This window comes from Burkholderia sp. IDO3, from assembly GCF_003366075.1.
In the GTDB taxonomy this organism is placed as follows: Bacteria; Pseudomonadota; Gammaproteobacteria; order Burkholderiales; family Burkholderiaceae; genus Burkholderia; species Burkholderia anthina.
In genome coordinates, this window is sequence record NZ_CP028962.1 from 2,018,170 (window position 1) to 2,041,071 (window position 22,902).

Genomic DNA, 22,902 nt, shown 5'->3' on the forward strand with positions numbered 1-22,902 from the left:
TCCAGCTTCCAGGATGTGTTCCTCGGTGAAGAGCACGTGCCGCTCAGAAAGCGCTCTGGGTAGCCACGCGAACCTGCCCAGGCCCGGCATCACGCGTGCCCCAAAGCGGTCGGGCATCGTGCCGACGGGAAGCTGTGAAAACGCGTACGCAAGCGATGCGGAAAGAAGCAGCCCCATCCGGGTCGCGGAAAGATTCAGCTCGTGCGCGATGGACCGGTTCGCGATCGAAAGCGTTCTTCGGTCGAGATCGTTCACGAGACCTGCCATCACGAGGAAGGCGACAGCAAGTGTCTGAATTCGCTGCAAGCGGCGTGTTTTGGGGGGGCATCAACTTGTCTCCGGTGCGGCTCCGACAGTCGTTGCTGACGGATACCAGGGCTATCTCCGCGGCTTGTCGCGCAGTGTCCCGGTGTGTCGATTCGGTTCGTCCGGCCTCAAAATATCGTCAGAGTGTGTACACTTATGAATGCACCCACTCAGTATAAGAAGACCGTTAGCCCCTGAACAATGAAACTTCGGGATAGCGGTATAGCTGCAAGGCAACCCAGATGATTCCCTCGCTCAATTCGATAGTCGGACGCCTGCATGCAAGGCAACTTCGATTGCTTGCAGCCCTGGGCGACCACGGCTCGCTGCTGAATGCGGCACGCGAGGTGTCCATGTCTCAGCCGGGTGCGAGCAAGGCGCTGCGCGAAATCGAATCCATCTTCGGCGTCGAGTTGTTCGTCCGCACCAATCGTGGCCTGGAACCCAATGCCGCCGGTCATTGTCTTGTTCGCTACGCGCGCCTGTTCCAGTCGGATATGGCGCATCTGCGCGACGAGCTTCTCGACGTTCTCCGCGGCTACGGCGGCCGCGTGTCGGCCGGAACCATCATGGGTGCGGTTCCATTTCTCACCGATGCCGTCAACTGCCTCCTCGCCGAGCAACCTCAGATGTCCATCGAGGTGCTCGAAGACACCAGCGCGACGCTGTTGGGTCTGCTGGACGAGGGCAGAATCGACCTGGCGCTTTGTCGAACGAGCGTCAGCCGCTCTCCGGAGCTGTACGCGACTACGGTGGTTCAAGAGGAAACGTTGGCCGTCATCGCGAGCGTGGCGCATCGCCTTGCGCGAGCGGAACAGTTGACGCTGGCCGACCTCGAAGGCGCTCACTGGATCGCCTACCGCGCCAACATGCCAATTCGCCGGCTGCTCGAGCGGGAGTTCCACGACGCGGGACTGCGGATGCCGGTCCATCTCGTCGAGACCACGTCTGCATTCACGACGATGTCGCTCCTGCAAACCAATCCGGCATGCGTCGCGATGCTGCCGGTCACCGTGGCGAACTTCTGTACTGGACAAGGATGGGCCTGCAAGCTTGCACTACCCGTGACATCCCGCAGCGAACCCTACGAGCTCGTGACACGACAGGGTGCGCCCCTTTCACCCGGCGCGCGATTGCTCATCAAGGCGCTAACGACAAAGTCGCCGAACATCGCGGCACCCGAATGAAGACGGTGGCGCCGCATCGGATCCGAAGCGACACCACCGGATATACGGCAACGTCAATGCGAACGGCCGCCGAGGTAGAGCCGGCGCATCTCGTCGCTCTCGAGCAGCGCCGACGCCTTGCCCTCGAGCGCGACCTGCCCCATGGAAAGCACATAGGTCCGGTCGGAGATGCGGAGCGCCTCCGTCGCGTTCTGCTCCACCATCAACACGCCGATGCGCTCGGCGTCCCGCAATTTGACGATGGCGTCGAAGACCTCGACGAGCATCTTCGGAGACAGGCCGGCCGACGGTTCGTCGAGGAGCAGAAAGCGCGGACGCGGCATGAGGGCACGGGCAAGCGAAAGGATTTGGCACTCGCCGCCCGACAGGCTGGATGCGCGTGCGCGGAGCTTACGCCTGAGGACGGGATACGCGTCACATAACGCCTCGAGGCGCTGCTTCTTGTCATGATCGGGCATGAACTGACCGCCGAGCATCAAGTTCTCCCAGACCGAAAGCGCCCCGAAGACGTTATCGGTTTGAGGAACGAAGCCAATGTCGTGCTTTCTGACCTTCTTGAACACCGGAACCTGGCCGATGTTCCGCTCGTCCAGCGTGACAGTGCCCTCGCGCGGAAGCAGGAAGCCGGCAACGGTCTTGAGCAGCGTCGATTTTCCGCAGCCGTTCGGGCCGAGGATGGTGACAATTTCCAGTTCCTTCGCGGTGATTGAAATACCGCGAAGAATGTCGACGTCGCGCGTGTAGCCGGCGACCACGTTGTTGACGGCGATCATGCGGCCACCCCCGCAATCCGATACTGGCCGCTCGGCTTCTTGCCGAGATACGCCTCGACAACGCTCTCGTGACGCTCAAGCTCGGACGGCAGACAATCCGCCACCGTCTTGCCCTTGTCCAGCACGACGCAACGGCTGCACGTCTGCGCGATAAAGTGCATGTCATGCTCGATGACGACGAGCGTGATGCCTTGCCCGTTGATTCGCTTGAGCGTCGATACGAGCTCGGCACGCAAATTGGGATGAACGCCGGCCATTGGCTCGTCGAGCAAAAGCAGGGCTGGCTGCTCCATCATCGCGCAGGCGATGCCGAGCAACTTCTTCTGACCGCCGGAGATAGACGCCGCCGGAAGATCCGCGACCTTCACGAGCAAGAGTTCTTCGAGAAGATGTCGTGCTCGCTCGCGGGTTTCGCGCTCGAGTCTGCGCGTCGCGCCCGACCGTAACAGCGTGCTGAGCAGTCCGTGCTTCTGAATCGACGCAGCCATCACGACTTCTTCGACCGTCATGCGGGTGGGCATCGACGGCAACTGGAACGTTCGGCGCACGCCCTTGGCGGCAATGCGATGCGAAGACATGCCGTTGACGGGTTCCCCCCGGACTTCGACAATGCCCTTATCGACGGGACAGTACCCGGTGATGATGTTGAGCACCGTGCTCTTGCCGCACCCGTTCGGACCGAGCAGCCCTACGATTTCCCCCGCTTGAACATTGAAATTGAGTCCTGTCAGCACGGTGTTGCCGCCAAAGGACTTGTGAACGTCGTGCAGACGAAGCATCGTGTTCATGTAGCGCTCCGGATTCTTTCGGGAAGCAGGCCGCCTGGCCGAACCAGGAGACAGGCAAGCAGGATGAAGCCAATCGTTCCGAGCCGTACGGCGCCGGCAATGTCGCTGCCGATGTCGAGGTAGTCTTTTGCGAACGGAACAGCGCTATAGATTACTTCGACCAGGAACGCCCCGAGGATCACGCCAAGGTTGTTGCCGAGGCCGCCAATCATGACCATCGTCCAGATGACGAACGTCTCTGAAGCGAGCATGTAGTCCGGCCCGACGAAGCTCATGTAATGCGCCAGTAATGAGCCGCCTACCGACGCTATCACCGCGCTTGTCATTGTCGCCTTGACCTTGAGCGGTACAAGTTGATAACCGAGACTGGTCGCGAGCGCGGGTTCTTCCCGCATCAGCCTGATGGCCCGACCGAAGCGGCCGCGCGTGAGTCGAACACAGGCAAGAAGCGCGACTGCGACCGTTGCAAGCGCAAACAGGAGGAACCCGACGTCGCTCTGGACGCCGGACGCACTTTTGAAGAGCGCCGGTACGCCGCTGATACCTTGCGCGCCGCCGGTCAGCCAGTTCTCGTTGAGCGCGACTGTGCGAATCAGTTCCGCAACGGCAAGCGTGGCGATGGCCCAGTAGTCCGACGCGAGATTTCGCCCCAGCCGCGCCATCGCGAACCCGACGACCATCGCAACGGCCGCGCCGACGAGCATGCCTGCCGGCACGGGATAACCGAACGACGACACGATGGCCGACGCATAGGCGCCCACGCCTGCGAAAGCCACGAAGCCGAAGTTCAGGAGTCCGGCGAATCCGGCCTGGAGATTGAGCGCCAACGCGAGCAACCCGTAGATGCAGCCAAGCGTTGCGACGTGAAGAATGAAACTAGACACGGCGCACCTCCCTGTCGAAGATTCCGTACGGCTTGAACATCAGCGCCACGAGCAAAATCAGGAATGAAGCCGCGCTAATGTATGTCACGGGCACGTATACGTCCGACGTTCCGAACATCCAGCCGAAGTCGAGGTTGGTGACGAGCGTCTCGGCGACGGAAATCAGCAGCGCACCGGCTGCCGCTCCGAGCGGATTACCCAGGCCGCCGAGGATGGCTGCGGCGAACACCGGGAGCAGCAGGTTCGTCCCCAGTCCGACGTGCACTGTCTCCGTCAGCCCCAACATCGTTCCCCCCAAGGCCGCCAAAGCACCGCTCAGGAAAGTGATGCCATTGACAACCCGCGCGCCGTCAACGCCGGTGGCTGCCGCAAGTGCCGGATTCGACGACATGGCACGCATGGAACGCCCGACACCGGTTTTGAAAAGCAGCATGGCGAGCAACGCGACGCAGCCGAAGCCGCACGCAATCGACGTTATCTGGTCGACCGAGACGACCGTCGAGCCGAGCGTGACGGGACTCGACAGTCCCATGGAGTACCGGAAAGGACGCGAGCCGGCGACACCCAGGACGACTGCGATGCCGATCATTGAAATGGCGAGCGAGCCAATCATGGCGATGGAGCTGCCGGAGCGTAGAAGGCGCCGAAACACGAGAACGTTCAGCAAAACCGCGACAACACCGGTTGCGATACACGCGCCGACGAGTGCAATCGGGAACGGCAGCCCGGTGCGCGTGAGACCTAGCGTGGCGAACGCTCCCACCATTGCATATTGAACGTGCGCGACGTTCGGAAACTTGACCAGCGAGTACACGACACTAAGGCCCACCGCGACCAGCATGATGTCCGACGTTCGTATGAGGACGTCGACGATGAATTGAAGCATGGCGAATCTCCTGAGACGGCCGCGCTGCCGGACAGCGCGGCGGAGCTTAGCGGGAAACGACCTTGGTATCGAATTTCACCTTGTCGTACGGTTGCTCTTTTCTTTGCCCCGCATCGTCGAATGCAATCGTGCCGGTCACGCCGCTGTACGGCACAACAGCTTTCATGGACGCTCTAATCCTGGCCGGTTCAGCCGAACCCGCCTTGTTGATTGCCGCCGCGGCAAGCATCACACCGTCGTAGGCATAGCTGCCGAACGATGACTTGGGCGCTTCCTTGTACTTCTCGCGATAAGCCTGCTCATAGGCCTTTCCGCCTTCGCCGATCGAGGCGACTTCGAGCCCTTCTTGCCCTTGCGCAGCTTGCGATACGGTGTCGCTCGTACACATCGTGAGGTAGATGCCGTACCACGTCTTCTTGCCGAGCCCGAGCTCGTAGGCTTCGCGATTGATGGTCGCGGCTTCTTGTCCGTAGGCGCTGTAAACGTAAGCCTGCGGCGACGAACGCGACATCTGCTGCAGTTCGCGCCGATAGGTGGATTGCCCTTCGCTGTAGAGCACGACCGACGACACCTTGCCGCCGAGCGACTCGAAGCGCTTCTTGAACTCCGAGGCCACACCCTGCCCATATGAATTGTTCGGCGCAATGAATGCGACGTTCTTGAGGTTCTGCGCGAATACGTCACCGGCCGCGAACTTTGCGGAAAGATCGTCGAGTCCGATGACGCTGAATGAGCCCTCGCCGATTTTCCGGATGCCCGGGCTCGATGAGCCGATATTGATATGCACGTCACCTTGCTGGACCACGTATTCCCCCACCGGAATCGTGATACCCGACGAGAACTCGCCCAGCACGACCGGGACTTTGTTCACCGAGACCAGCTTGCGCGCCGAACTCAGCGCCGTTGCGGCGGTACCGCCCGAGTCTTCGACAATGACCTGAAGCTTTTTGCCCAGTACGCCTTTCCTCGCGTTGATCTGCTCGACGGCCAACTCGATTCCCCGTCGCTGGTCGTCGCCCACGGACGCGCTCGCCCCCGTGAGCGGCAGCACCGCGCCCAGCGAGACCGTTTGCGCGACTGACGCAGTCGCAATAGAAAGCAACGCGCTCGCAGCAGCGCTCATGCACAACTCCTTTGCAAACTTCATGGTGACGCCCCTTTTAACGGTGGAATTCAAACTACACAAGTGTCGACAATTTAGACCAAAAAAATTCGTGTCAATAAAAACGTCGATATGCCGGATTGCAGCCGGAGCCGGAACGGGCGCCGAAATCCCGGCGTGGCGGGCTCCCCGATGCTTACAACGACTCCGGGCACGCGCCCGTCGCTGCACACGTCCCCTCGCCACCCCGGAGCGGCGTCGGCAAGCGTCTTCAGGCTACTATAGTGTCGACACTTTTGTATTCTGATTTTCCCCGATTTGGCATTGCCGGCCGCACGACGCGAAGCGGTCGACACGGATGCTCGTTCGAGCAATTCGGCGATGAAGTGCGTTGATGCGCAACGCCCGAGCGGGGCGACGACATCAGCCGGCAACTCCGCGAAAAGCGTTGGCAAATTACGCGGGCGATAGGCCGATGCCTGTCGCCGCATCGCATTGCAGCATGCGGTCACAGACAATGAATGGCTTCGCCGCACATGCAGCCTCGAGTCAAACTGGGCCGGCCTCGCGGCATGTATCGCCACCTGGATGTCCGAATGCGGCGGCCGCATGGCCGGCTACGCGCAGCCTCGCGCGAGCCTGTCGCGTCGCGCTAGAATGGCCGCATGTCCAAACAGACTCCAACCCCTACCGACGAGGCCGCTGCGGATGCCCGCAACGAGTACACGGTCGACGAGCTCGCGCGCGTGTCCGACACGACCGTACGCAACGTCCGTGCCTACCAGGATCGCGGGCTGCTCGCGCCGCCCGAAAAGCGCGGGCGCGTCGGCATCTACGACGACACGCACGTCGCGCGGCTGAAGCTGATCAACCATCTGCTCGCGCGCGGCTACACGCTGTCGAACATCCAGGATCTGATCATGGCGATCGACGAAGGTCACGACCTGCGCTCGATCCTCGGCCTGGAAAACGCGATCGGCGGCCGCTGGTCGCACGAGCGGCCGAAAACCTATTCGCTCGCCGCGCTCGCGCAGATGTTCGGCCCGCAGACGGCGTCGCAACTGTCGCGCGTGACCGAGCTCGGGCTGCTCGAACGCCGCGGCCTGTCGTTCGTCGCGAAGAGCCCCGCGCTGCTCGAAGCGGCGGCCGCGATGACGAAGGAAGGCATCCCGCCGCGCGAACTGCTCGACGTGATCAGCCTCGCGCGGCCGCATTTCGACGCGATCGCGCGGCTGCTCGTCGATCTGGTCGTGAAGCGGCTCGACCGTTACGACGAAGGCACGCTGCCGCCGGTCAACGACGTGCCCGCGCTCGTCGATGCGATCTGGCGGCTGCGCCCGCTCGCGGCCGTGTTCGTCGAAGGCGAGACGAACCGCGCGCTCGAGACCGCGGCCAGCGCCTATCTCGGCGGCCGCGTCGCGACGATTCTCGACAAGAAGCTGAGCGACGAGGCCGCGCGGCAGTCGGGCACGCAAGACGACGGCGACAAAGCATAGGCCCGCGGCGATCACCCATGCGACGACTCCGCCAGCCGAGCAGCGCGACAATCCCGGCCGTTCCCCGGAAAGCGTTTCGCATGCGGTGCGTTCGATGATTCGTTTCACCCGCCGGATTCCCTGCGCCGCCGCGGCCTCGTCGGCTTTCGCGCAGGGGGCGCCGACCAGATCGTGCGCATCGGCTGCCAAAAGGCCCGCCTGCCATCGATCCTCAAGCGCAACGCGCGCACACGCGTCAAGCCGCTTGGCTACGACGTCCAGTGGTTCGGATTCCCGGCCGGCGCATCAGCCCTGACACCTTGCCGACGGCGCGCATCCCGCTAGACGATCCTTGTTCAGATGACGCCGCAATGTCCTCACATGAACGCGCAGAAGATCGGCCACTTCCGCCTCCGAATGCGTGGCGAGCAGCGAACGCGCCCGTTCGCGTTCGGCCGACGACAACGCGTACGGACGGCCGGGTTTGCTGCCGCGCTGTCGAGCGCTCGCGAGACCGGCCCGGGTTCGCTCGCTGATCAGCGAGCGTTCGAATTCCGCCAGCGCGGCAATCATGTGAAAGGTGAAACGGCCAACCGGCGAATGCGTATCGATGCTTTCCGTGAGCGAAACGAACTCGACGCCCGTTTCGCCCAATTGACCGACCACGGCCAGGAGATGGCTCAGCGACCGCCCCAGCCGATCCAGCCGCCAGACGACCAGCGTATTGCCGGTCGTCGCGACATCCAGCGCCTCGCGCAGGCCCGGCCGGTCGAAACTGGCGCCCGAGATGCCCTGATCGGAAAAAATTTCGACGCAACCGTAATTCCTCAATGCCGACAACTGCAAATCCAGGTGCTGCTCATCCGTTGATACGCGTGCATAACCGATCTTCATGGCCTCTCCGGTCGAATGACATCACTGTCTCTCAGGCTCTTGTACGACGGTGCATGGCAACGGCATGCGGGACACATGGCGGACGCGGCCGACGCCCGACGCGATCGAATATTCCAGGTCCGCAATGATCCACACGATCAGCATATGGGGTGCTAAAAATACCAATAATCAACAACCCGAATTAAATAAGTGCTTTTTATAAAAAAATCTTAAAGTTTTTCAACCTTTCCTCACAATCTGGAGAATGCCTTTCAGCGCAGCATGCCGGAACTCACCGTTTCAATCCCATTGCGGCCGACATCGCCCTGCCGACGTTGAGCGACACCCATTTTCCGAGCAGCGACTGATCGACGCTCAGGAACAACGGTCGCTCGACCCACCGGATTACCCGGCTGCTTCGTCGAGACATTTCGAAGATGCGCAGGTCGGGATCCTCGCTCACGCCAGCGGCCACCAATTCCTCGTAGGAATAAACCGAAGCGATATCGAGACTTTCGGTCGAATGATTCAGAATGCAGTCGGAAAGAATCGCCAGTTTCCGGCACGCAGAACCTCTGTTTTCCGCATGCAGATAAACACCGATATAATCCTCTGGAAACAACCAGATAGTGCGATAGATTGTTTTTCTACAGTACTGGCTCAATTTTATTGTCATTTTTATTTCGTATTTTCAGTGAATTCACGACTTCGACTCGATGCGTTCGTCGAGCGGGTGGATCAGGTAGCGCTCGAGGTTGTCTCCGACCAGCCACAGCGGTCTGCGGCCGCGCCCCGCCCAGGTCGCACCGGTTTCCGGATTCCAGTATTTCGGTTCTGGCCTCGCCACCCGCCGCCCGCTACGCAACGGCGGCGAAGCCAGTTCCCGGACATTCACGCCGTTTTCCGCGAGCACTTCGAGCACCCTTTGCGCAATGCGCCGAGCCTCGTATTCGCGCGCGATATCGATCTCCCTCCTCAACAGGTCCAATTGCTCCAGCAATTCGCTATAGGACTTCATGGCACGTTCCTCGATACGATTCTTTTCCGTCGGATAGCGCGCTCGCGCAGCGAAGGCGCACGCATGCACCGCTCCCGCGATCACTGGCCGGCGCCCCACCGGAACCGCACCTGACGCCGGATGATCAGGCACGCTGGCGGCGCATCCACCAGTGTCACCGTTTCCCGCGGCCGGCCGGGATTGACGTAGACGGTGACTGCCCTCACCAGCGGCGTCCCCTTGTAGTCGCGCAATTCCGCCGCAGCCACCGCCTTGCATGGCAACGACGCGCTCGACACGCGTTCGACGAGAATCGTGCAGCCACCCGCGGGCGCCGGCACCGTCGTCAACGACAGCACGGCGGATGTGTCCGCATAGCCGAGGCCCGCGAGCGCGAAGAAAGCTTCGCCGTCCGGGTCCTGCCGGTCCCAGTCCAGCGCGACATCGGCGTGCTGCGTGCCCGCGAGCATCCGGGCCGATACCTGGTCCACCGCCGGATAGCAGCGGCGGATGCCCACCGCCTGCGCCGCGCGGGCCAGCACGGTGGCACCCGTCGCGGGCACCGGGGCGCCGGGAACCACCGCCGCCGACCCGCGCGGCGGCAGCGATTCAAGCCCCTGGGCCCGCGCCAGCAGCGCCGTCGCGCATCCGGCCAGCACCGCCGCCAGCAGCGCTGCCCGCAGCGGCGCCCGATACGCGGCCCGCGCGGCCGTCCCGTTGATCGTCATGTTCCTTTCCGTTCTGCCCGCAGCTCCCGACGCCTGACTCGGCACATGCGGGCCGCATTGCGCCGCTCCGGTGCCGGCCGGGATACCTCGCATGAAAAAGAGCCGCCACGCTCACGTGGCGGCCTGCCACGGCCGCCCGTCCCGCGCGATGCGCAACGGGGGAAAGCGCACCGGCGCGATAGCCGACGAGCGGCCTGGAAACACTAGGGCCGGTCGGCGTCCAGCCGCACCTCGACGCGCCGGTTGCGCGCGCGACCGGCCGCCGTCTCGTTCGAATCGACCGGATCGGCCTTGCCGTAACCGCGGCTGACGAACCGCCCCGCATTCAGCCCGTGCGCCTGCAGATACGCGCCGACCGCGCGGGCGCGCCGCTCGGAAAGACCGACGTTGTAGTCGTCCGATCCGACCGAATCCGTATAGCCGCCGACCGTCACGGTGCGGATCGTCGCGCCGCGAGACGCCTCGATCAATCGATCGAGGCGCGCCCGCGCCGCAGGCTTCAGGTCCGCGCGACCGGTATCGAAGTTCGCATCGGCGTCGAGCACTGTCACGGCCGGCGGCTCGGGAAGCGGCGCCGGCTCGGCCGGTGCCGCCGCGACCGCCGGCGCGCCGCAGCGGAACAGCACGGAACGGTCGTCGGGCTTGCCGCCGGATGTCGCCCCGAGCCCCGACTGCGTTTCGAGCATCGTGACGGGTTGATCCTTGCAGATCGACGCCGCCTCCTTTCGGCAGGCGCCCGGCCCTTCCAGCAGGCCGTGGCAAGTCACGCGATAGGCCTGCGCTCCGCCGGGCAGCGCCACCGAGTACGCGTTGTACGTCGGTCCCGACGCGGCCGTGCATCCCGCCAGCAGCATGGCGGCGAACAGCAATCCAGTTCTTCCTGTAGTCATGATCGAACCTTTCAAACTTAATGCCCTTTCGGAGAGGCGATACGCGCCTCGATCGGCAGCGCGCCCGGACCGCTCGAGCCCGGACGCGCCGCATCGCGCGTTACCACTGATAGCCGATCCCGGCTCCGTACGTGTACCCCGCGCTGCCGCCGCTCACCCCGCCCTTCAGCTTGAGGTTCTCCGACAGCCGTGCCGTGAAGCCGAACGCGACCGCGCTATAGCCCTGGTAGCTCGCCCCGCCGATCCCGACCGCCAGCGTCTTGCCGGCATCGACTTCCGGAATCATCGTCAACGCCGTGGCCGCCGCGACACCCGCGTAGGCCTTGCGCGCCACGTTATTGACGTCCTGCTGCACCGCGCCCAGTTGCGACACGTTCACCGCATCGGTCGGATTGACGCCCGCCGCGACGTTGGTGATGCGCCGCTCGCTACCCGGCGCACCGACCGACACCGTGTTCGCCTCGCTCGCCACCGAGTTCGCCCCCAGCGCGACCGAACCGGCCGCCGCCGCCGTGGCGCCCGTGCCGAGCGCCGTTCCGTTGCTGCCCGACACCAGTGCGTTCGCGCCGATCACCGTGCCGCCGTCCGCGCCGGCGTTCGCCCCGTTACCGAGCGCCAGCCCGTTCGCGCCGGACGCCGTCGCGTTCGGGCCGAGCGCCATCGCGTTCGAACCGGTCGCGCCGCTGTTGTCGTAGTTGCCTTGCTGCGCGCTGCCGTCGTTCACGCTGTAGTAGTGCGAGCCGTTCGCGATAGCCGTGGTCGACAGCCGGCTGATGGTCGTCGACAGCGACGTGATCAGCGAGCTATTCCCGCCCTCGCTGGTCGACAGCGACGCGATGTTCGACAGCGTCGACGTCGACAGGCTGTTGATCGCCTGGAACGCCGTGTTCAGTTGCGAACCGTTCACCGCGTCGGTGCTCGTCGACGACACCTGACCCGCTGCCACGTTGGTGATCTGCCGCTCTGCGCCCGGCGCACCGATGCTCACCACGCTCGTCGGATTCGCGCCGGCGTAGCTGTACGTCACGCCACCGATCGTGCCCGACGCGGTCGGATTCGCCGCCGCCGTCACCGAGCCCGCGCCGAGCGCCACGTCGCCCGCGTTGGCGGCGATCGCGTTCGGCCCGATCGCCACGCTGTCCGCGCCGAGCGCCTGGCTGTCCGGCAACGTCGAGTTCGCGTGGAAGTACTTGATCCCGCCGCCGTTCTCGATGTTGTCGACCGTATTGCCCAGGTTGTCGACCGCCTGATTGGTCGCATACAACTGTGACCCGTTCACCGCGTCGGTGCTCGTCGCCGACACGCGGCCCGCAGCGACGTTGGTGATCTGGCGCTCCGCGCCCGGCGCACCCACGCTCACCACGCTTGTCGGCGTCACGCCGGCGTAGGCGTAGCTCGCGCCGTTGACCGTGCCCGATGCGGTCGGATTCGCCGCCGCCGTTACCGAGTTCGCGCCCAGCGCGACGTCGCCGGCGTTGCTCGCCACCGCGTTCTGACCCACGGCCACCGCACCGGCCGCACTGGCGTTCGCGCCGTCGCCGACCGCCACCGCGCTCGCACCCGCCGCCGTTGCGTTGGTGCCGGCCGCCAGCGCATTGATGCCGGTCGCGCCGTCGTTGTTGTAGTTGCCTTGCTGCGTGCCGTTGTCATTCACGCTGTAGTAGTGCGTCTTCGCTCCGTTGATCGCGGTCGAGGTCGACGTCGACAGCGAACTGATGCTCGACGAAGTCGACGTGGACAACGACGTGATCGTGCTCGTCGCGCTTGACAGGCCCGTCGACGTCGAGGTCGACAGCGAGGCCACGTTGCTGTTCGTCGTCGACAGGCCGGTCGACAGCGAGCCGATGCCAGTCGACGTCGACGTGGACAGCGACGCGATCGAGCTGGTGGCACTCGACAGGCCCGTCGACATCGAGGTCGACAGCGAACCGATGCCGGTCGAGGTCGACGTGGACAGCGACGCGATCGAACTCGTCGCGCTCGACAGGCCGGTCGACGAGGAGGTCGACAGGCTGTCGATGGCCGTGTTCGTCGCGAACAGTTGCGAGCCGTTGATCGCGTCCGTGCTCGTCGCCGTCACCTGACCCGCCGCCACGTTCGTGACCTGGCGTTCCGCGCCCGGCGCGCCCACGCTCACCACGCTCGTCGGCGTGCCGCCGGCAAACGTGTAGGTCGTGCCACCGATCGTGCTCGACGATGTCGGGTTCGGCGCCGCCGTCATCGAATTCGAACCCAGTGCCACATCGTTCGCGTTGTTCGCCACCGCGTTCGAACCGAGCGCGATCGAACCCGCTGCGTTCGCCGACGACGTGTTGCCCAACGCGACAGAACCCTGGCCCGTCGCGACGTTCGCGTTGCCCAGCGACACCGCGCCTTGACCGTTCGCCGTGTTGTTCGCGCCCATCGCCACCGCACCCGTGCCCGTCGCGACGTTCGGATCGCCGATCGCCACCGCGCCGTCACCGCTCGCCGTGTTGCCCACGCCGATCGATACGGCCTGACCGCCCGTGGCCATCGCGTTCTGGCCGATTGCCACCGCGCCGTCAGAGTTCGCGTTCGCGCCGTCGCCCACCGCCACCGCACTCGCACCTGCCGCCGTGGCGTTGGTCCCGGCCGCCAGAGCGTTGATGCCGGTCGCGCCGTCGTTATCGTAGTTGCCCTGCTGCGTGCCGTTGTCGTTCACGCTGTAATAGTGCGTCTTCGCCGCGTTGACCGCGGTCGACGTGGAAGTCGACAGCGAGGCGACACTGCTGTTGGTCGTCGACAACCCGGTCGACAACGAACCGATGCCGGTCGACGTCGACGTGGACAGCGATGCAACGTTACTGTCGGTCGTCGACAGACCCGTCGACAGCGAGCCGATACCCGTCGAGGTCGAGGTCGACAGCGACGCTATCGAACTCGTTGTACTCGACAGACCCGTGGACGTCGACGTCGACAGACTGTCGATCGCCGTGTTCGTCGCGAACAGTTGCGAACCGTTGATCGCATCCGTACTGGTTGCCGTCACCTGACCCGCTGCCACGTTCGTGATCTGGCGTTCCGCGCCCGGTGCGCCCACGCTCACCACGCTCGTCGGCGTGGTACCCGCGTAGTTGTAGGTCGTGCCGCCCACCGTGCCCGAGGCCGTCGGATTCGCCGCCGCCGTCACCGAGTTCGAACCCAACGCCACGTCACCGGCGTTGTTCGCTACTGCGTTCTGACCCGCTGCTACCGTACCGGCCGCGCTGCCGGTCGCGCCGTCACCGATCGCGACTGCGCTGGCGCCCGCCGCCGTGGCATTCGTGCCGGCTGCCAGTGCGTTGATGCCGGTCGCGCCGTCGTTGTTGTAGTTGCCTTGCTGCGTGCCGTTGTCGTTCACGCTGTAATAGTGCGTCTTCGCCGCGCTGATCGCGGTCGACGTGGAAGTCGACAACGACGCGACGCTGCTGTTCGTCGTCGACAATCCGGTCGACGTCGAAGTCGACAGGGACGAGACGGTGCTGTCCGTTGACGACAGACCCGTCGACAGCGACGCGATGCCCGTCGAGGTCGAGGTGGACAAGGAGGTAATCGAACTCGCCGCGCTCGACAAGCCCGTGGATGTCGAGGTCGACAACGACGCCACGTTGCTGTCCGTCGACGACAGACCCGTCGACAACGACGTGATGCCGGTCGAAGTCGAGGTGGACAAGGACGTGATCGAACTCGTCGCGCTCGACAGACCCGTGGACGCGGACGTCGACAGGCTGTCGATGGCCGTGTTCGTCGCGAACAGTTGCGAACCGTTGATTGCATCCGTGCTGGTTGCCGTCACCTGACCCGCTGCCACGTTCGTGACCTGACGTTCAGCACCTGGTGCGCCCACGCTCACCACGCTCGTCGGCGTCGCACCCGCGTAGTTGTAGGTCGTGCCGCCCACCGTGCCCGAGGCCGTCGGATTCGCCGCCGCCGTCACCGAGTTCGAACCCAACGCCACGTCACCGGCATTGTTCGCCACTGCATTCTGACCCACTGCTACCGCGCCCGTCGCGCTGCCGGTCGCGCCGTCGCCCACCGCCACCGCGCTTGCACCTGCCGCCGTGGCATTCGTCCCCGCCGCCAGCGCGTTGATGCCGGTCGCGCCGTCGTTGTTGTAGTTGCCCTGCTGCGTGCCGTTGTCGTTCACGCTGAAGTAATGAGTCTTCGCCGCATTGATCGCCGTCGAAGTCGAGGTCGACAGTGACGTGATCGAACTTGTCGCGCTCGACAAGCCTGTGGACGTCGAGGTCGACAGCGATGTCACGTTGCTGTCCGTCGACGACAGCCCCGTCGACAGCGACGTAATGCCCGTCGAAGTCGAGGTGGACAAGGAGGTAATCGAACTCGCCGCGCTCGACAAGCCCGTGGACGTCGACGTCGACAGCGACGCCACATTGCTGTCCGTCGACGACAGCCCCGTCGACAGCGACGTAATGCCTGTTGAGGTCGAGGTGGACAAGGAGGTAATCGAACTCGCCGCGCTCGACAAGCCCGTGGATGTCGAGGTCGACAACGACGCCACGTTGCTGTCCGTCGACGACAGACCCGTCGACAGCGACGTAATGCCGGTCGAAGTCGAGGTGGACAAGGACGTGATCGAACTCGTCGCGCTCGACAGACCCGTGGACGCGGACGTCGACAGGCTGTCGATGGCCGTGTTCGTCGCGAACAGTTGCGAACCGTTGATTGCATCCGTGCTGGTTGCCGTCACCTGACCCGCTGCCACGTTCGTGACCTGACGTTCAGCACCTGGTGCGCCCACGCTCACCACGCTCGTCGGCGTCGCACCCGCGTAGTTGTAGGTCGTGCCGCCCACCGTGCCCGAGGCCGTCGGATTCGCCGCCGCCGTCACCGAGTTCGAACCCAACGCCACGTCACCGGCGTTGTTCGCCACTGCGTTCTGACCCACTGCTACCGTACCGGCCGCGCTGCCAGTCGCACCGTCGCCGACCGCCACCGCGCTTGCGCCTGCCGCCGTGGCATTCGTCCCCGCCGCCAGCGCGTTGATGCCGGTCGCGCCGTCGTTGTTGTAGTTGCCCTGCTGCGTGCCGTTGTCGTTCACGCTGAAGTAATGAGTCTTCGCCGCATTGATCGCCGTCGAAGTCGAGGTCGACAGTGACGTGATCGAACTTGTCGCGCTCGACAAGCCTGTGGACGTCGAGGTCGACAGCGATGTCACGTTGCTGTCCGTCGACGACAGCCCCGTCGACAGCGACGTAATGCCCGTCGAAGTCGAGGTGGACAAGGAGGTAATCGAACTCGCCGCGCTCGACAAGCCCGTGGACGTCGACGTCGACAGCGACGCCACATTGCTGTCCGTCGACGACAGCCCCGTCGACAGCGACGTGATGCCCGTCGAGGTCGAGGTGGACAAGGAGGTAATCGAACTCGCCGCGCTCGACAAGCCCGTGGATGTCGAGGTCGACAACGACGCCACGTTGCTGTCCGTCGACGACAGCCCCGTCGACAGCGACGTGATGCCCGTCGAGGTCGAGGTCGACAAGGACGTGATCGAACTCGTCGTGCTCGACAGGCCTGTGGACGTCGACGTCGACAGACTGTCGATCGCCGTGTTCGTCGCGAACAGTTGCGAACCGTTGATCGCATCCGTGCTCGTCGCCGTCACCTGACCGGCTGCGACGTTCGTGATCTGACGTTCAGCGCCTGGTGCGCCCACGCTCACCACGCTCGTCGGCGTCGCACCCGCGTAGTTGTAGGTCGTGCCGCCCACCGTGCCCGAGGCCGTCGGATTCGCCGCCGCCGTCACCGAGTTCGCGCCCAGCGCCACATCACCGGCGTGGTTCGCCACTGCGTTCTGACCCACTGCAACCGTACCGGCCGCGCTGCCAGTCGCACCGTCGCCGACCGCCACCGCGCTCGCACCTGCCGCCGTGGCATTCGTACCCGCCGCCAGCGCATTGATGCCGGTCGCGCCGTCGTTGTTGTAGTTGCCCTGCTGCGTGCCGTTGTCGTTCACGCTGAAGTAATGAGTCTTCGCCGCATTGATCGCCGTCGAAGTCGAGGTAGACAGTGACGTGATCGAACTTGTCGCGCTCGACAAGCCTGTGGACGTCGAGGTCGACAGCGATGTCACGTTGCTGTCCGTCGACGACAGACCCGTCGACAACGACGTAATGCCCGTCGAAGTCGAGGTGGACAAGGACGTAATCGAACTCGTCGCGCTCGACAGACCCGTGGACGTCGAGGTCGACAGCGATGTCACGTTGCTGTCCGTCGACGACAGACCCGTCGACAACGACGTAATGCCCGTCGAAGTCGAGGTGGACAAGGACGTAATCGAACTCGTCGCGCTCGACAGACCCGTGGACGTCGACGTCGACAGCGACGCCACATTGCTGTCCGTCGACGACAGCCCCGTCGACAGCGATGTAATGCCTGTTGAGGTCGAGGTCGACAAAGACATGATTGAACTCGTCGTGCTCGACAAACCGGTTGATGTCGAGGTCGACAGACTGTCGATGGCCGTGTTCGTCGCGAACAGTTGCGAACCGTTGATCGCATCCGTGCTCGTCGCCGTCACCTGACCCGCAGCCACGTTCGTGATCTGACGTTCAGCACCTGGTGCGCCCACGCTCACCACGCTCGTCGGCGTCGCACCCGCGTAGTTGTAGGTCGTGCCGCCCACCGTGCCCGAGGCCGTCGGATTCGCCGCCGCCGTCACCGAGTTCGAACCCAGCGCCACGTCGCCAGCGTTGTTCGCTACTGCATTCTGACCCACTGCAACCGTACCGGCCGCGCTGCCGGTCGCACCGTCGCCGACCGCCACCGCGCTTGCACCTGCCGCCGTGGCATTCGTACCCGCCGCCAGCGCGTTGATGCCGGTCGCGCCGTCGTTGTTGTAGTTGCCTTGCTGCGTGCCGTTGTCGTTCACGCTGAAGTAATGTGTCTTCGCCGCCTCGATCGCTGTCGAAGTCGAGGTAGACAGTGACGTGATCGAACTTGTCGCGCTCGACAGACCCGTGGATGTCGACGTCGACAGCGACGTAATGCCGGTCGAGGTCGAGGTGGACAAGGACGTAATCGAACTCGTCGCGCTCGACAGACCCGTGGACGTCGACGTCGACAACGACGTCACGTTGCTGTCTGTCGACGACAGACCCGTCGACAGCGACGTAATGCCTGTTGAGGTCGAGGTCGACAAAGACATGATTGAACTCGTCGTGCTCGACAAACCGGTTGATGTCGAGGTCGACAGACTGTCGATGGCCGTGTTCGTCGCGAACAGTTGCGAACCGTTGATCGCATCCGTGCTCGTCGCCGTCACCTGACCGGCTGCGACGTTCGTGATCTGACGTTCAGCACCTGGTGCGCCCACGCTCACCACGCTCGTCGGCGTCGCACCCGCGTAGTTGTAGGTCGTGCCGCCCACCGTGCCCGAGGCCGTCGGATTCGCCGCCGCCGTCACCGAGTTCGAACCCAGCGCCACATCGTTCGCGTTGTTCGCCACCGCGTTCGAACCGAGCGCGATCGAACCCGCTGCGTTCGCCGACGACGTGTTGCCCAACGCGACAGAACCCTGGCCCGTCGCGACGTTCGCGTTGCCCAGCGACACCGCGCCCTGACCGTTCGCCGTGTTGTTCGCGCCCATCGCCACCGCACCCGTGCCCGTCGCGACGTTCGGATCGCCGATCGCCACCGCGCCGTCACCGCTCGCCGTGTTGCCCACGCCGATCGATACGGCCTGACCGCCCGTGGCCATCGCGTTCTGGCCGATTGCCACCGCGCCATCAGAATTCGCGTTCGCGCCGTCGCCCACCGCCACCGCACTCGCACCTGCCGCCGTGGCGTTGGTCCCGGCCGCCAGAGCGTTGATGCCGGTCGCGCCGTCGTTATCGTAGTTGCCCTGCTGCGTGCCGTTGTCGTTCACGCTGTAATAGTGCGTCTTCGCCGCGTTGACCGCGGTCGACGTCGAGGTCGACAAGGACGTAATCGAACTCGTCGCGCTCGACAGGCCCGTGGACGTCGACGTCGACAGCGACGCCACATTGCTGTCCGTCGACGACAGACCCGTCGACAGCGACGTAATGCCTGTTGAGGTCGAGGTCGACAAGGACGTGATCGAACTCGTCGTGCTCGACAGGCCTGTGGACGTCGACGTCGACAGACTGTCGATCGCCGTGTTCGTCGCGAACAGTTGCGAACCGTTGATCGCATCCGTGCTCGTCGCCGTCACCTGACCCGCCGCCACGTTCGTGACCTGGCGTTCCGCGCCCGGCGCGCCCACGCTCACCACGCTCGTCGGCGTCGTGCCCGCGTAGTTGTAGGTCGTGCCGCCCACCGTGCCCGAGGCCGTCGGATTCGCCGCCGCCGTCACCGAGTTCGAACCCAACGCCACGTCACCGGCGTTGTTCGCCACTGCGTTCTGACCCACTGCAACCGTACCGGCCGCGCTGCCAGTCGCACCGTCGCCGACCGCCACCGCGCTTACGCCTGCCGCCGTGGCATTCGTACCCGCCGCCAGCGCATTGATGCCGGTCGCGCCGTCGTTGTTGTAGTTGCCCTGCTGCGTGCCGTTGTCGTTCACGCTGTAGTAGTGCGTTTTCGCGGCGTTGACCGCGGTCGACGTCGAGGTCGACAAGGACGTAATCGAACTCGTCGCGCTCGACAGACCCGTGGACGTCGACGTCGACAGCGACGCCACATTGCTGTCCGTCGACGACAGCCCCGTCGACAACGAGCCGATACCCGTCGAGGTCGAGGTCGACAGCGACGCGATCGAACTCGTTGTACTCGACAGACCGGTTGACGTCGACGTCGACAGGCTGTCGATCGCCGTGTTCGTCGCGAACAGTTGCGAACCGTTGATCGCATCCGTACTGGTTGCCGTCACCTGACCCGCCGCCACGTTCGTGATCTGACGTTCAGCACCTGGTGCGCCCACGCTCACCACGCTCGTCGGCGTCGCACCCGCGTAGTTGTAGGTCGTGCCGCCCACCGTGCCCGAGGCCGTCGGATTCGCCGCCGCCGTCACCGAGTTCGCGCCCAGCGCCACGTCACCGGCGTTGTTCGCCACTGCGTTCTGACCCACTGCTACCGTACCGGCCGCGCTGCCAGTCGCACCGTCGCCGACCGCCACCGCGCTTGCACCTGCCGCCGTGGCGTTGGTCCCGGCCGCCAGCGCGTTGATGCCGGTCGCGCCGTCGTTGTTGTAGTTGCCTTGCTGCGTGCCGTTGTCGTTCACGCTGTAGTAGTGCGTCTTCGCCGCCTCGATCGCCGTCGAAGTCGAGGTAGACAGTGACGTGATCGAACTTGTCGCGCTCGACAAGCCTGTGGACGTCGAGGTCGACAAGGACGTAATCGAACTCGTCGCGCTCGACAACCCTGTCGACGTCGACGTCGACAACGACGTCACGCTGCTGTTCGTCGACGACAAACCCGTCGACAGCGATGTGATCGAACTCGTCGCACTCGACAACCCCGTCGACGTCGAGGTGGACAAACTGTTGATCGCCGTGTTCGTCGCGAACAACTGCGACCCGTTGATCGCATCCGTACTCGTCGCCGTGACCCGACCGGCCGCCACGTTCGTGATCTGACGCTCCGCGCCCGGCGCGCCCACGCTCACCACGCTAGCCGGCGTCGTACCGGCATAGTTATATGTCACGCCGCCGACCGTACCCGTCGCCGTCGGATTCGCCGCCGCCGTCACCGACCGCGAGCCCAGCGCGACATCGTTCGCATTGTTGGCCGCCGCGTTTTGGCCGAGCGCCACCCCCCCCCGCGGCAACCGCGCTCGCGCTATTGCCGATCGAAACACCTGAACCAGCCAGAGCCTTCGAGGCCACCCCAAGCGAAACGGAAGATCCTCCGCTCGCCGTCGAATTCTTCCCGATCGACACGTCGTCGACGAGCGTCGTCGAACCCGATGCGCCCGCCTGACTGTTCACGCCCAGCGCGACGCTGCTATCACCGAATGCATTCGCGCCTTGCATCGCGGCAAGAGAAAGCGAACCGGTCGCGATCGAACCTTGCCCGAGCGCGGCGGAATTGCCACCGATCGCTTTCGTGTTGATGCCCGCCGCCAGGCTCGAAACGCCTGACGCCGTTGCACTCGACCCCAGTGCGTAGGCCCCATTTGCAATCGCCTGCGCGCCGGTCCCCATCGCCACGCTTCCCTGGCCCGATGCGGTCGATGTATTCCCGATTACCATGGACGAATAGCCCGATGCCACCGTCCCGAAGCCCAGCGCCAAACCGCCGGTGCCGGAAGCGGTGGCGGAGTCGCCGAGCGCGGAGGCACTCTGATTCGATGCCAGCGCGCCCTTGCCGATCGCGATACTGCTTACCCCCGACGCCGACGCCGCCACCCCGGCCGCGAGCGAGTTGGCACCCGTGGCGCCGTCATTGTTGTAGTTGCCCTGCTGCGTGCCGTTGTCATTCACGCTGTAGTAATGCGTCTTCGCTGCAACGATCGCCGTCGATGCCGACGTCGACAGCGACGTGATCGAGCTCGTCGCCGTTGAAAGACCCGTCGACGTCGACGTCGACAGGCTGTTAATCGCCGTGTTGGTCGCGAACAATTGCGACCCGTTGATCGCGTCGGTACTGGTCGCCGTCACGCGCCCCGCCGCCACGTTGGTAATCTGGCGCTCCGCACCGGCGGCGCCCACGCTCACGACGCTCGTCGGCGCCGCGCCCGCGTAGTTGTACGTCACGCCGCCGATCGTGCCCGTCGCCGTCGGGTTCGACGCGGCCGTCACCGAATTGGCGCCGAGCGCAACATCGTTCGCATTGTTGGCCGCCGCCCCCGCGCCGAGCGCGACGCCTTTTGTGGCCGCGGCGGCCACGCTCGCCGTGTCGCCCAGCGCCAGCGCGCCCGCGCTGCCGGCGGTCGACGTATTGCCGAGCGCGATGGATCCCTGGCCGGTCGCCGTGTTGCTGTTGCCCTGCGCGAGCGCGCCTTGCCCGTTCGCGGTATTGTTCGCGCCGACGGCAACGGCGCCCGTGCCGGTCGCGCTGTTCGGATCGCCGATGGCGACGGCACCGTTACCGCTGGCCGTCTGCTGGCTGCCGATGGCCACGGCGCCGGTACCGCCCGTGACGCTCGATTTGTAGCCGATCGCCGTCGAGCCCGTGCCTGCGGTGGCGGCCACGACGTTCGTGTCGCCGAGCACCACCGCCGAAGCTGCCGCCGCCGTGGATGTATTTCCGATGGCAACGGAATTGGCTCCCGACGCAGTTGCCTTGGTGCCGGCCGCCACCGAAGCCGACCCGGACGCCACTGCCTGCGTGCCCAGTGCCGACGCATTCACGTTACTTGCGACCGCACCGTTCCCCAACGCGGATGCATTGTTTCCCGTGGCAGTCGCCAGATTGCCGACCGCCATCGAATTCCCGGCGCCTCCGCCGTTCGCAAAGGCATTCGTGCCAATCGCGATACTGTTCGATCCCCCCGTCGCAACGGCGGCATTACCGACCGCGATACTCCCGGACCCCGTTCCGGCGGCGGTGGCATTGAAACCGATCGCGACCGACGATACGCCGGATGCAGTGGTTTGCAAGCCGAGCGACGTCGCCCATTTCCCGGCACTCGCCCCCATGCCCAACGCGACCGCACCGTCGCCCGTTGCAGCCGCATACGCGCCAAAAAGCGTGACCCCGAGAAGATTGGCGCCATTCGCGCTGCAACCTGCGACGGTCGTATAGGTGCCGCTGCCATCGACCGGAAGCGAGCCGGCAGCATAGGATCTCGTCCCGTCCGGCCCCACTCCGCCACTGTTTCCACAAGCCTGCGCACCAGAAAACGCAATCGTGTTCCCTTGCGCCAGCTGTACCGCGCCGATCAGCAGCAACCCTGCCGCAGTCTGAATCTTCGACGAGCGACTGCGCTTTCCTCTTGCGGTTGCAAGCTCCGACGCCGCAACCCACGCCCCAAGCGACTCATTCCAAATGGTCCGGTATGACTTGTTCATCTTCATCACCTTTTCGGCTCACGCGCCGTCTCACGACGTTGTTCCTCGCACGGCCCTTGAGTTTATAAATAGGAATACTT

At 64.7% G+C, this 22,902-nt stretch carries 15 protein-coding genes and 3 pseudogenes; 4 read left to right on the forward strand and 14 right to left on the reverse strand.

Annotated features, from left to right (window positions below; genetic code table 11):
* Window positions 1-75: 75 nt before the first annotated feature.
* A pseudogene (locus DCN14_RS09250) lies at window positions 76-267 on the reverse strand (MFS transporter); the annotation flags it as partial.
* Window positions 268-548: 281 nt separating this feature from the next.
* On the opposite strand from DCN14_RS09250, the gene DCN14_RS09255 reads away from it, so the two are divergent.
* The gene (locus DCN14_RS09255; RefSeq protein WP_096499945.1) at window positions 549-1,493 is read left to right on the forward strand and encodes a LysR family transcriptional regulator; all 945 of its coding nucleotides are present in this window, start codon (window positions 549-551) and stop codon (window positions 1,491-1,493) included.
* 53 nt (window positions 1,494-1,546) lie between these two features.
* Here DCN14_RS09255 and DCN14_RS09260 read toward each other — a convergent pair whose 3' ends face one another.
* The 5 genes from DCN14_RS09260 to DCN14_RS09280 are packed head-to-tail and all read right to left on the reverse strand — an operon-like array spanning window position 1,547 to window position 5,947.
* Window positions 1,547-2,266: an ABC transporter ATP-binding protein gene (locus DCN14_RS09260; RefSeq protein ID WP_096499947.1), complete on the reverse strand. Its 720-nt coding sequence runs from the start codon at window positions 2,264-2,266 to the stop codon at window positions 1,547-1,549.
* Window positions 2,263-3,054: an ATP-binding cassette domain-containing protein gene (locus DCN14_RS09265; RefSeq protein WP_096499949.1), complete on the reverse strand. Its 792-nt coding sequence runs from the start codon at window positions 3,052-3,054 to the stop codon at window positions 2,263-2,265. Before DCN14_RS09265 ends, DCN14_RS09260 begins: the two co-directional genes overlap by 4 nt.
* Entirely contained in the window at window positions 3,051-3,938 is an 888-nt protein-coding gene (locus DCN14_RS09270; protein WP_096499951.1) for a branched-chain amino acid ABC transporter permease, read from the reverse strand. The genes DCN14_RS09265 and DCN14_RS09270 overlap by 4 nt, the downstream gene beginning before the upstream one ends.
* Complete coding sequence (locus DCN14_RS09275) at window positions 3,931-4,824, reverse strand: branched-chain amino acid ABC transporter permease (protein ID WP_096499953.1); 894 nt, start codon at window positions 4,822-4,824, stop codon at window positions 3,931-3,933. The genes DCN14_RS09270 and DCN14_RS09275 overlap by 8 nt, the downstream gene beginning before the upstream one ends.
* Before the next feature lie 46 nt (window positions 4,825-4,870).
* Window positions 4,871-5,947: an ABC transporter substrate-binding protein gene (locus DCN14_RS09280; RefSeq protein ID WP_096499955.1), complete on the reverse strand. Its 1,077-nt coding sequence runs from the start codon at window positions 5,945-5,947 to the stop codon at window positions 4,871-4,873.
* A 644-nt stretch (window positions 5,948-6,591) separates the two neighbouring features.
* Between DCN14_RS09280 and DCN14_RS09285 the strand changes: the two genes are divergently transcribed.
* Both DCN14_RS09285 and DCN14_RS39120 read left to right on the forward strand, forming a co-directional pair.
* Window positions 6,592-7,422: a MerR family transcriptional regulator gene (locus DCN14_RS09285; protein WP_096499957.1), complete on the forward strand. Its 831-nt coding sequence runs from the start codon at window positions 6,592-6,594 to the stop codon at window positions 7,420-7,422.
* 94 nt (window positions 7,423-7,516) lie between these two features.
* A pseudogene (locus DCN14_RS39120) lies at window positions 7,517-7,704 on the forward strand (aliphatic sulfonate ABC transporter substrate-binding protein); the annotation flags it as partial.
* 3 nt (window positions 7,705-7,707) lie between these two features.
* Here DCN14_RS39120 and DCN14_RS09290 read toward each other — a convergent pair.
* From DCN14_RS09290 to DCN14_RS09315, 6 genes are all read right to left on the reverse strand, one after another.
* Window positions 7,708-8,295: a recombinase family protein gene (locus tag DCN14_RS09290; protein ID WP_096499959.1), complete on the reverse strand. Its 588-nt coding sequence runs from the start codon at window positions 8,293-8,295 to the stop codon at window positions 7,708-7,710.
* A 271-nt stretch (window positions 8,296-8,566) separates the two neighbouring features.
* Complete coding sequence (locus DCN14_RS09295; RefSeq protein WP_096499961.1) at window positions 8,567-8,950, reverse strand: hypothetical protein; 384 nt, start codon at window positions 8,948-8,950, stop codon at window positions 8,567-8,569.
* 24 nt (window positions 8,951-8,974) lie between these two features.
* A complete protein-coding gene (locus DCN14_RS09300) occupies window positions 8,975-9,292 on the reverse strand; it encodes an H-NS histone family protein (protein WP_096499963.1) in 318 nt (105 codons plus the stop codon).
* Window positions 9,293-9,372: 80 nt separating this feature from the next.
* Window positions 9,373-9,999 (reverse strand): hypothetical protein, encoded by a 627-nt coding sequence (locus DCN14_RS09305; protein ID WP_096499965.1) that lies wholly within the window; start codon window positions 9,997-9,999, stop codon window positions 9,373-9,375.
* A gap of 203 nt (window positions 10,000-10,202) precedes the next feature.
* Window positions 10,203-10,889 carry an OmpA family protein gene (locus DCN14_RS09310; protein ID WP_096500003.1) on the reverse strand — a complete coding sequence of 229 codons (687 nt, stop codon included), beginning with the start codon at window positions 10,887-10,889 and terminating at the stop codon, window positions 10,203-10,205.
* Window positions 10,890-10,989: 100 nt separating this feature from the next.
* Window positions 10,990-20,175, reverse strand: coding sequence for a hemagglutinin (locus DCN14_RS09315; RefSeq protein ID WP_275896825.1), 9,186 nt, complete (start codon window positions 20,173-20,175; stop codon window positions 10,990-10,992).
* Between DCN14_RS09315 and DCN14_RS39125 the strand changes: the two genes are divergently transcribed.
* Window positions 20,150-20,446 (forward strand): hypothetical protein, encoded by a 297-nt coding sequence (locus DCN14_RS39125; protein ID WP_172441874.1) that lies wholly within the window; start codon window positions 20,150-20,152, stop codon window positions 20,444-20,446. The genes DCN14_RS09315 and DCN14_RS39125 overlap by 26 nt on opposite strands.
* Here DCN14_RS39125 and DCN14_RS39130 read toward each other — a convergent pair.
* Both DCN14_RS39130 and DCN14_RS37905 read right to left on the reverse strand, forming a co-directional pair.
* Window positions 20,372-20,622 (reverse strand): annotated as a pseudogene (locus DCN14_RS39130) (hypothetical protein); the annotation flags it as partial. The gene DCN14_RS39125 and the pseudogene DCN14_RS39130 overlap by 75 nt on opposite strands.
* Window positions 20,504-22,828 carry an ESPR-type extended signal peptide-containing protein gene (locus DCN14_RS37905; protein WP_096501069.1) on the reverse strand — a complete coding sequence of 775 codons (2,325 nt, stop codon included), beginning with the start codon at window positions 22,826-22,828 and terminating at the stop codon, window positions 20,504-20,506. The pseudogene DCN14_RS39130 and the gene DCN14_RS37905, both read right to left, overlap by 119 nt.
* Window positions 22,829-22,902: the final 74 nt, after the last annotated feature.

Coding starts and splice junctions, on each gene's coding strand:
- DCN14_RS09255 (WP_096499945.1), top strand. CDS start 549: ATGATTCCCTCGCTCAATTCGATAGTCGGACGCCTGCATGCAAGGCAA.
- DCN14_RS09260 (WP_096499947.1), bottom strand. CDS start 2,266: ATGATCGCCGTCAACAACGTGGTCGCCGGCTACACGCGCGACGTCGAC.
- DCN14_RS09265 (WP_096499949.1), bottom strand. CDS start 3,054: ATGAACACGATGCTTCGTCTGCACGACGTTCACAAGTCCTTTGGCGGC.
- DCN14_RS09275 (WP_096499953.1), bottom strand. CDS start 4,824: ATGCTTCAATTCATCGTCGACGTCCTCATACGAACGTCGGACATCATG.
- DCN14_RS09280 (WP_096499955.1), bottom strand. CDS start 5,947: ATGAGCGCTGCTGCGAGCGCGTTGCTTTCTATTGCGACTGCGTCAGTC.
- DCN14_RS09285 (WP_096499957.1), top strand. CDS start 6,592: ATGTCCAAACAGACTCCAACCCCTACCGACGAGGCCGCTGCGGATGCC.
- DCN14_RS09290 (WP_096499959.1), bottom strand. CDS start 8,295: ATGAAGATCGGTTATGCACGCGTATCAACGGATGAGCAGCACCTGGAT.
- DCN14_RS09295 (WP_096499961.1), bottom strand. CDS start 8,950: ATGACAATAAAATTGAGCCAGTACTGTAGAAAAACAATCTATCGCACT.
- DCN14_RS09300 (WP_096499963.1), bottom strand. CDS start 9,292: ATGAAGTCCTATAGCGAATTGCTGGAGCAATTGGACCTGTTGAGGAGG.
- DCN14_RS09305 (WP_096499965.1), bottom strand. CDS start 9,999: ATGACGATCAACGGGACGGCCGCGCGGGCCGCGTATCGGGCGCCGCTG.
- DCN14_RS09310 (WP_096500003.1), bottom strand. CDS start 10,889: ATGACTACAGGAAGAACTGGATTGCTGTTCGCCGCCATGCTGCTGGCG.
- DCN14_RS37905 (WP_096501069.1), bottom strand. CDS start 22,828: ATGAAGATGAACAAGTCATACCGGACCATTTGGAATGAGTCGCTTGGG.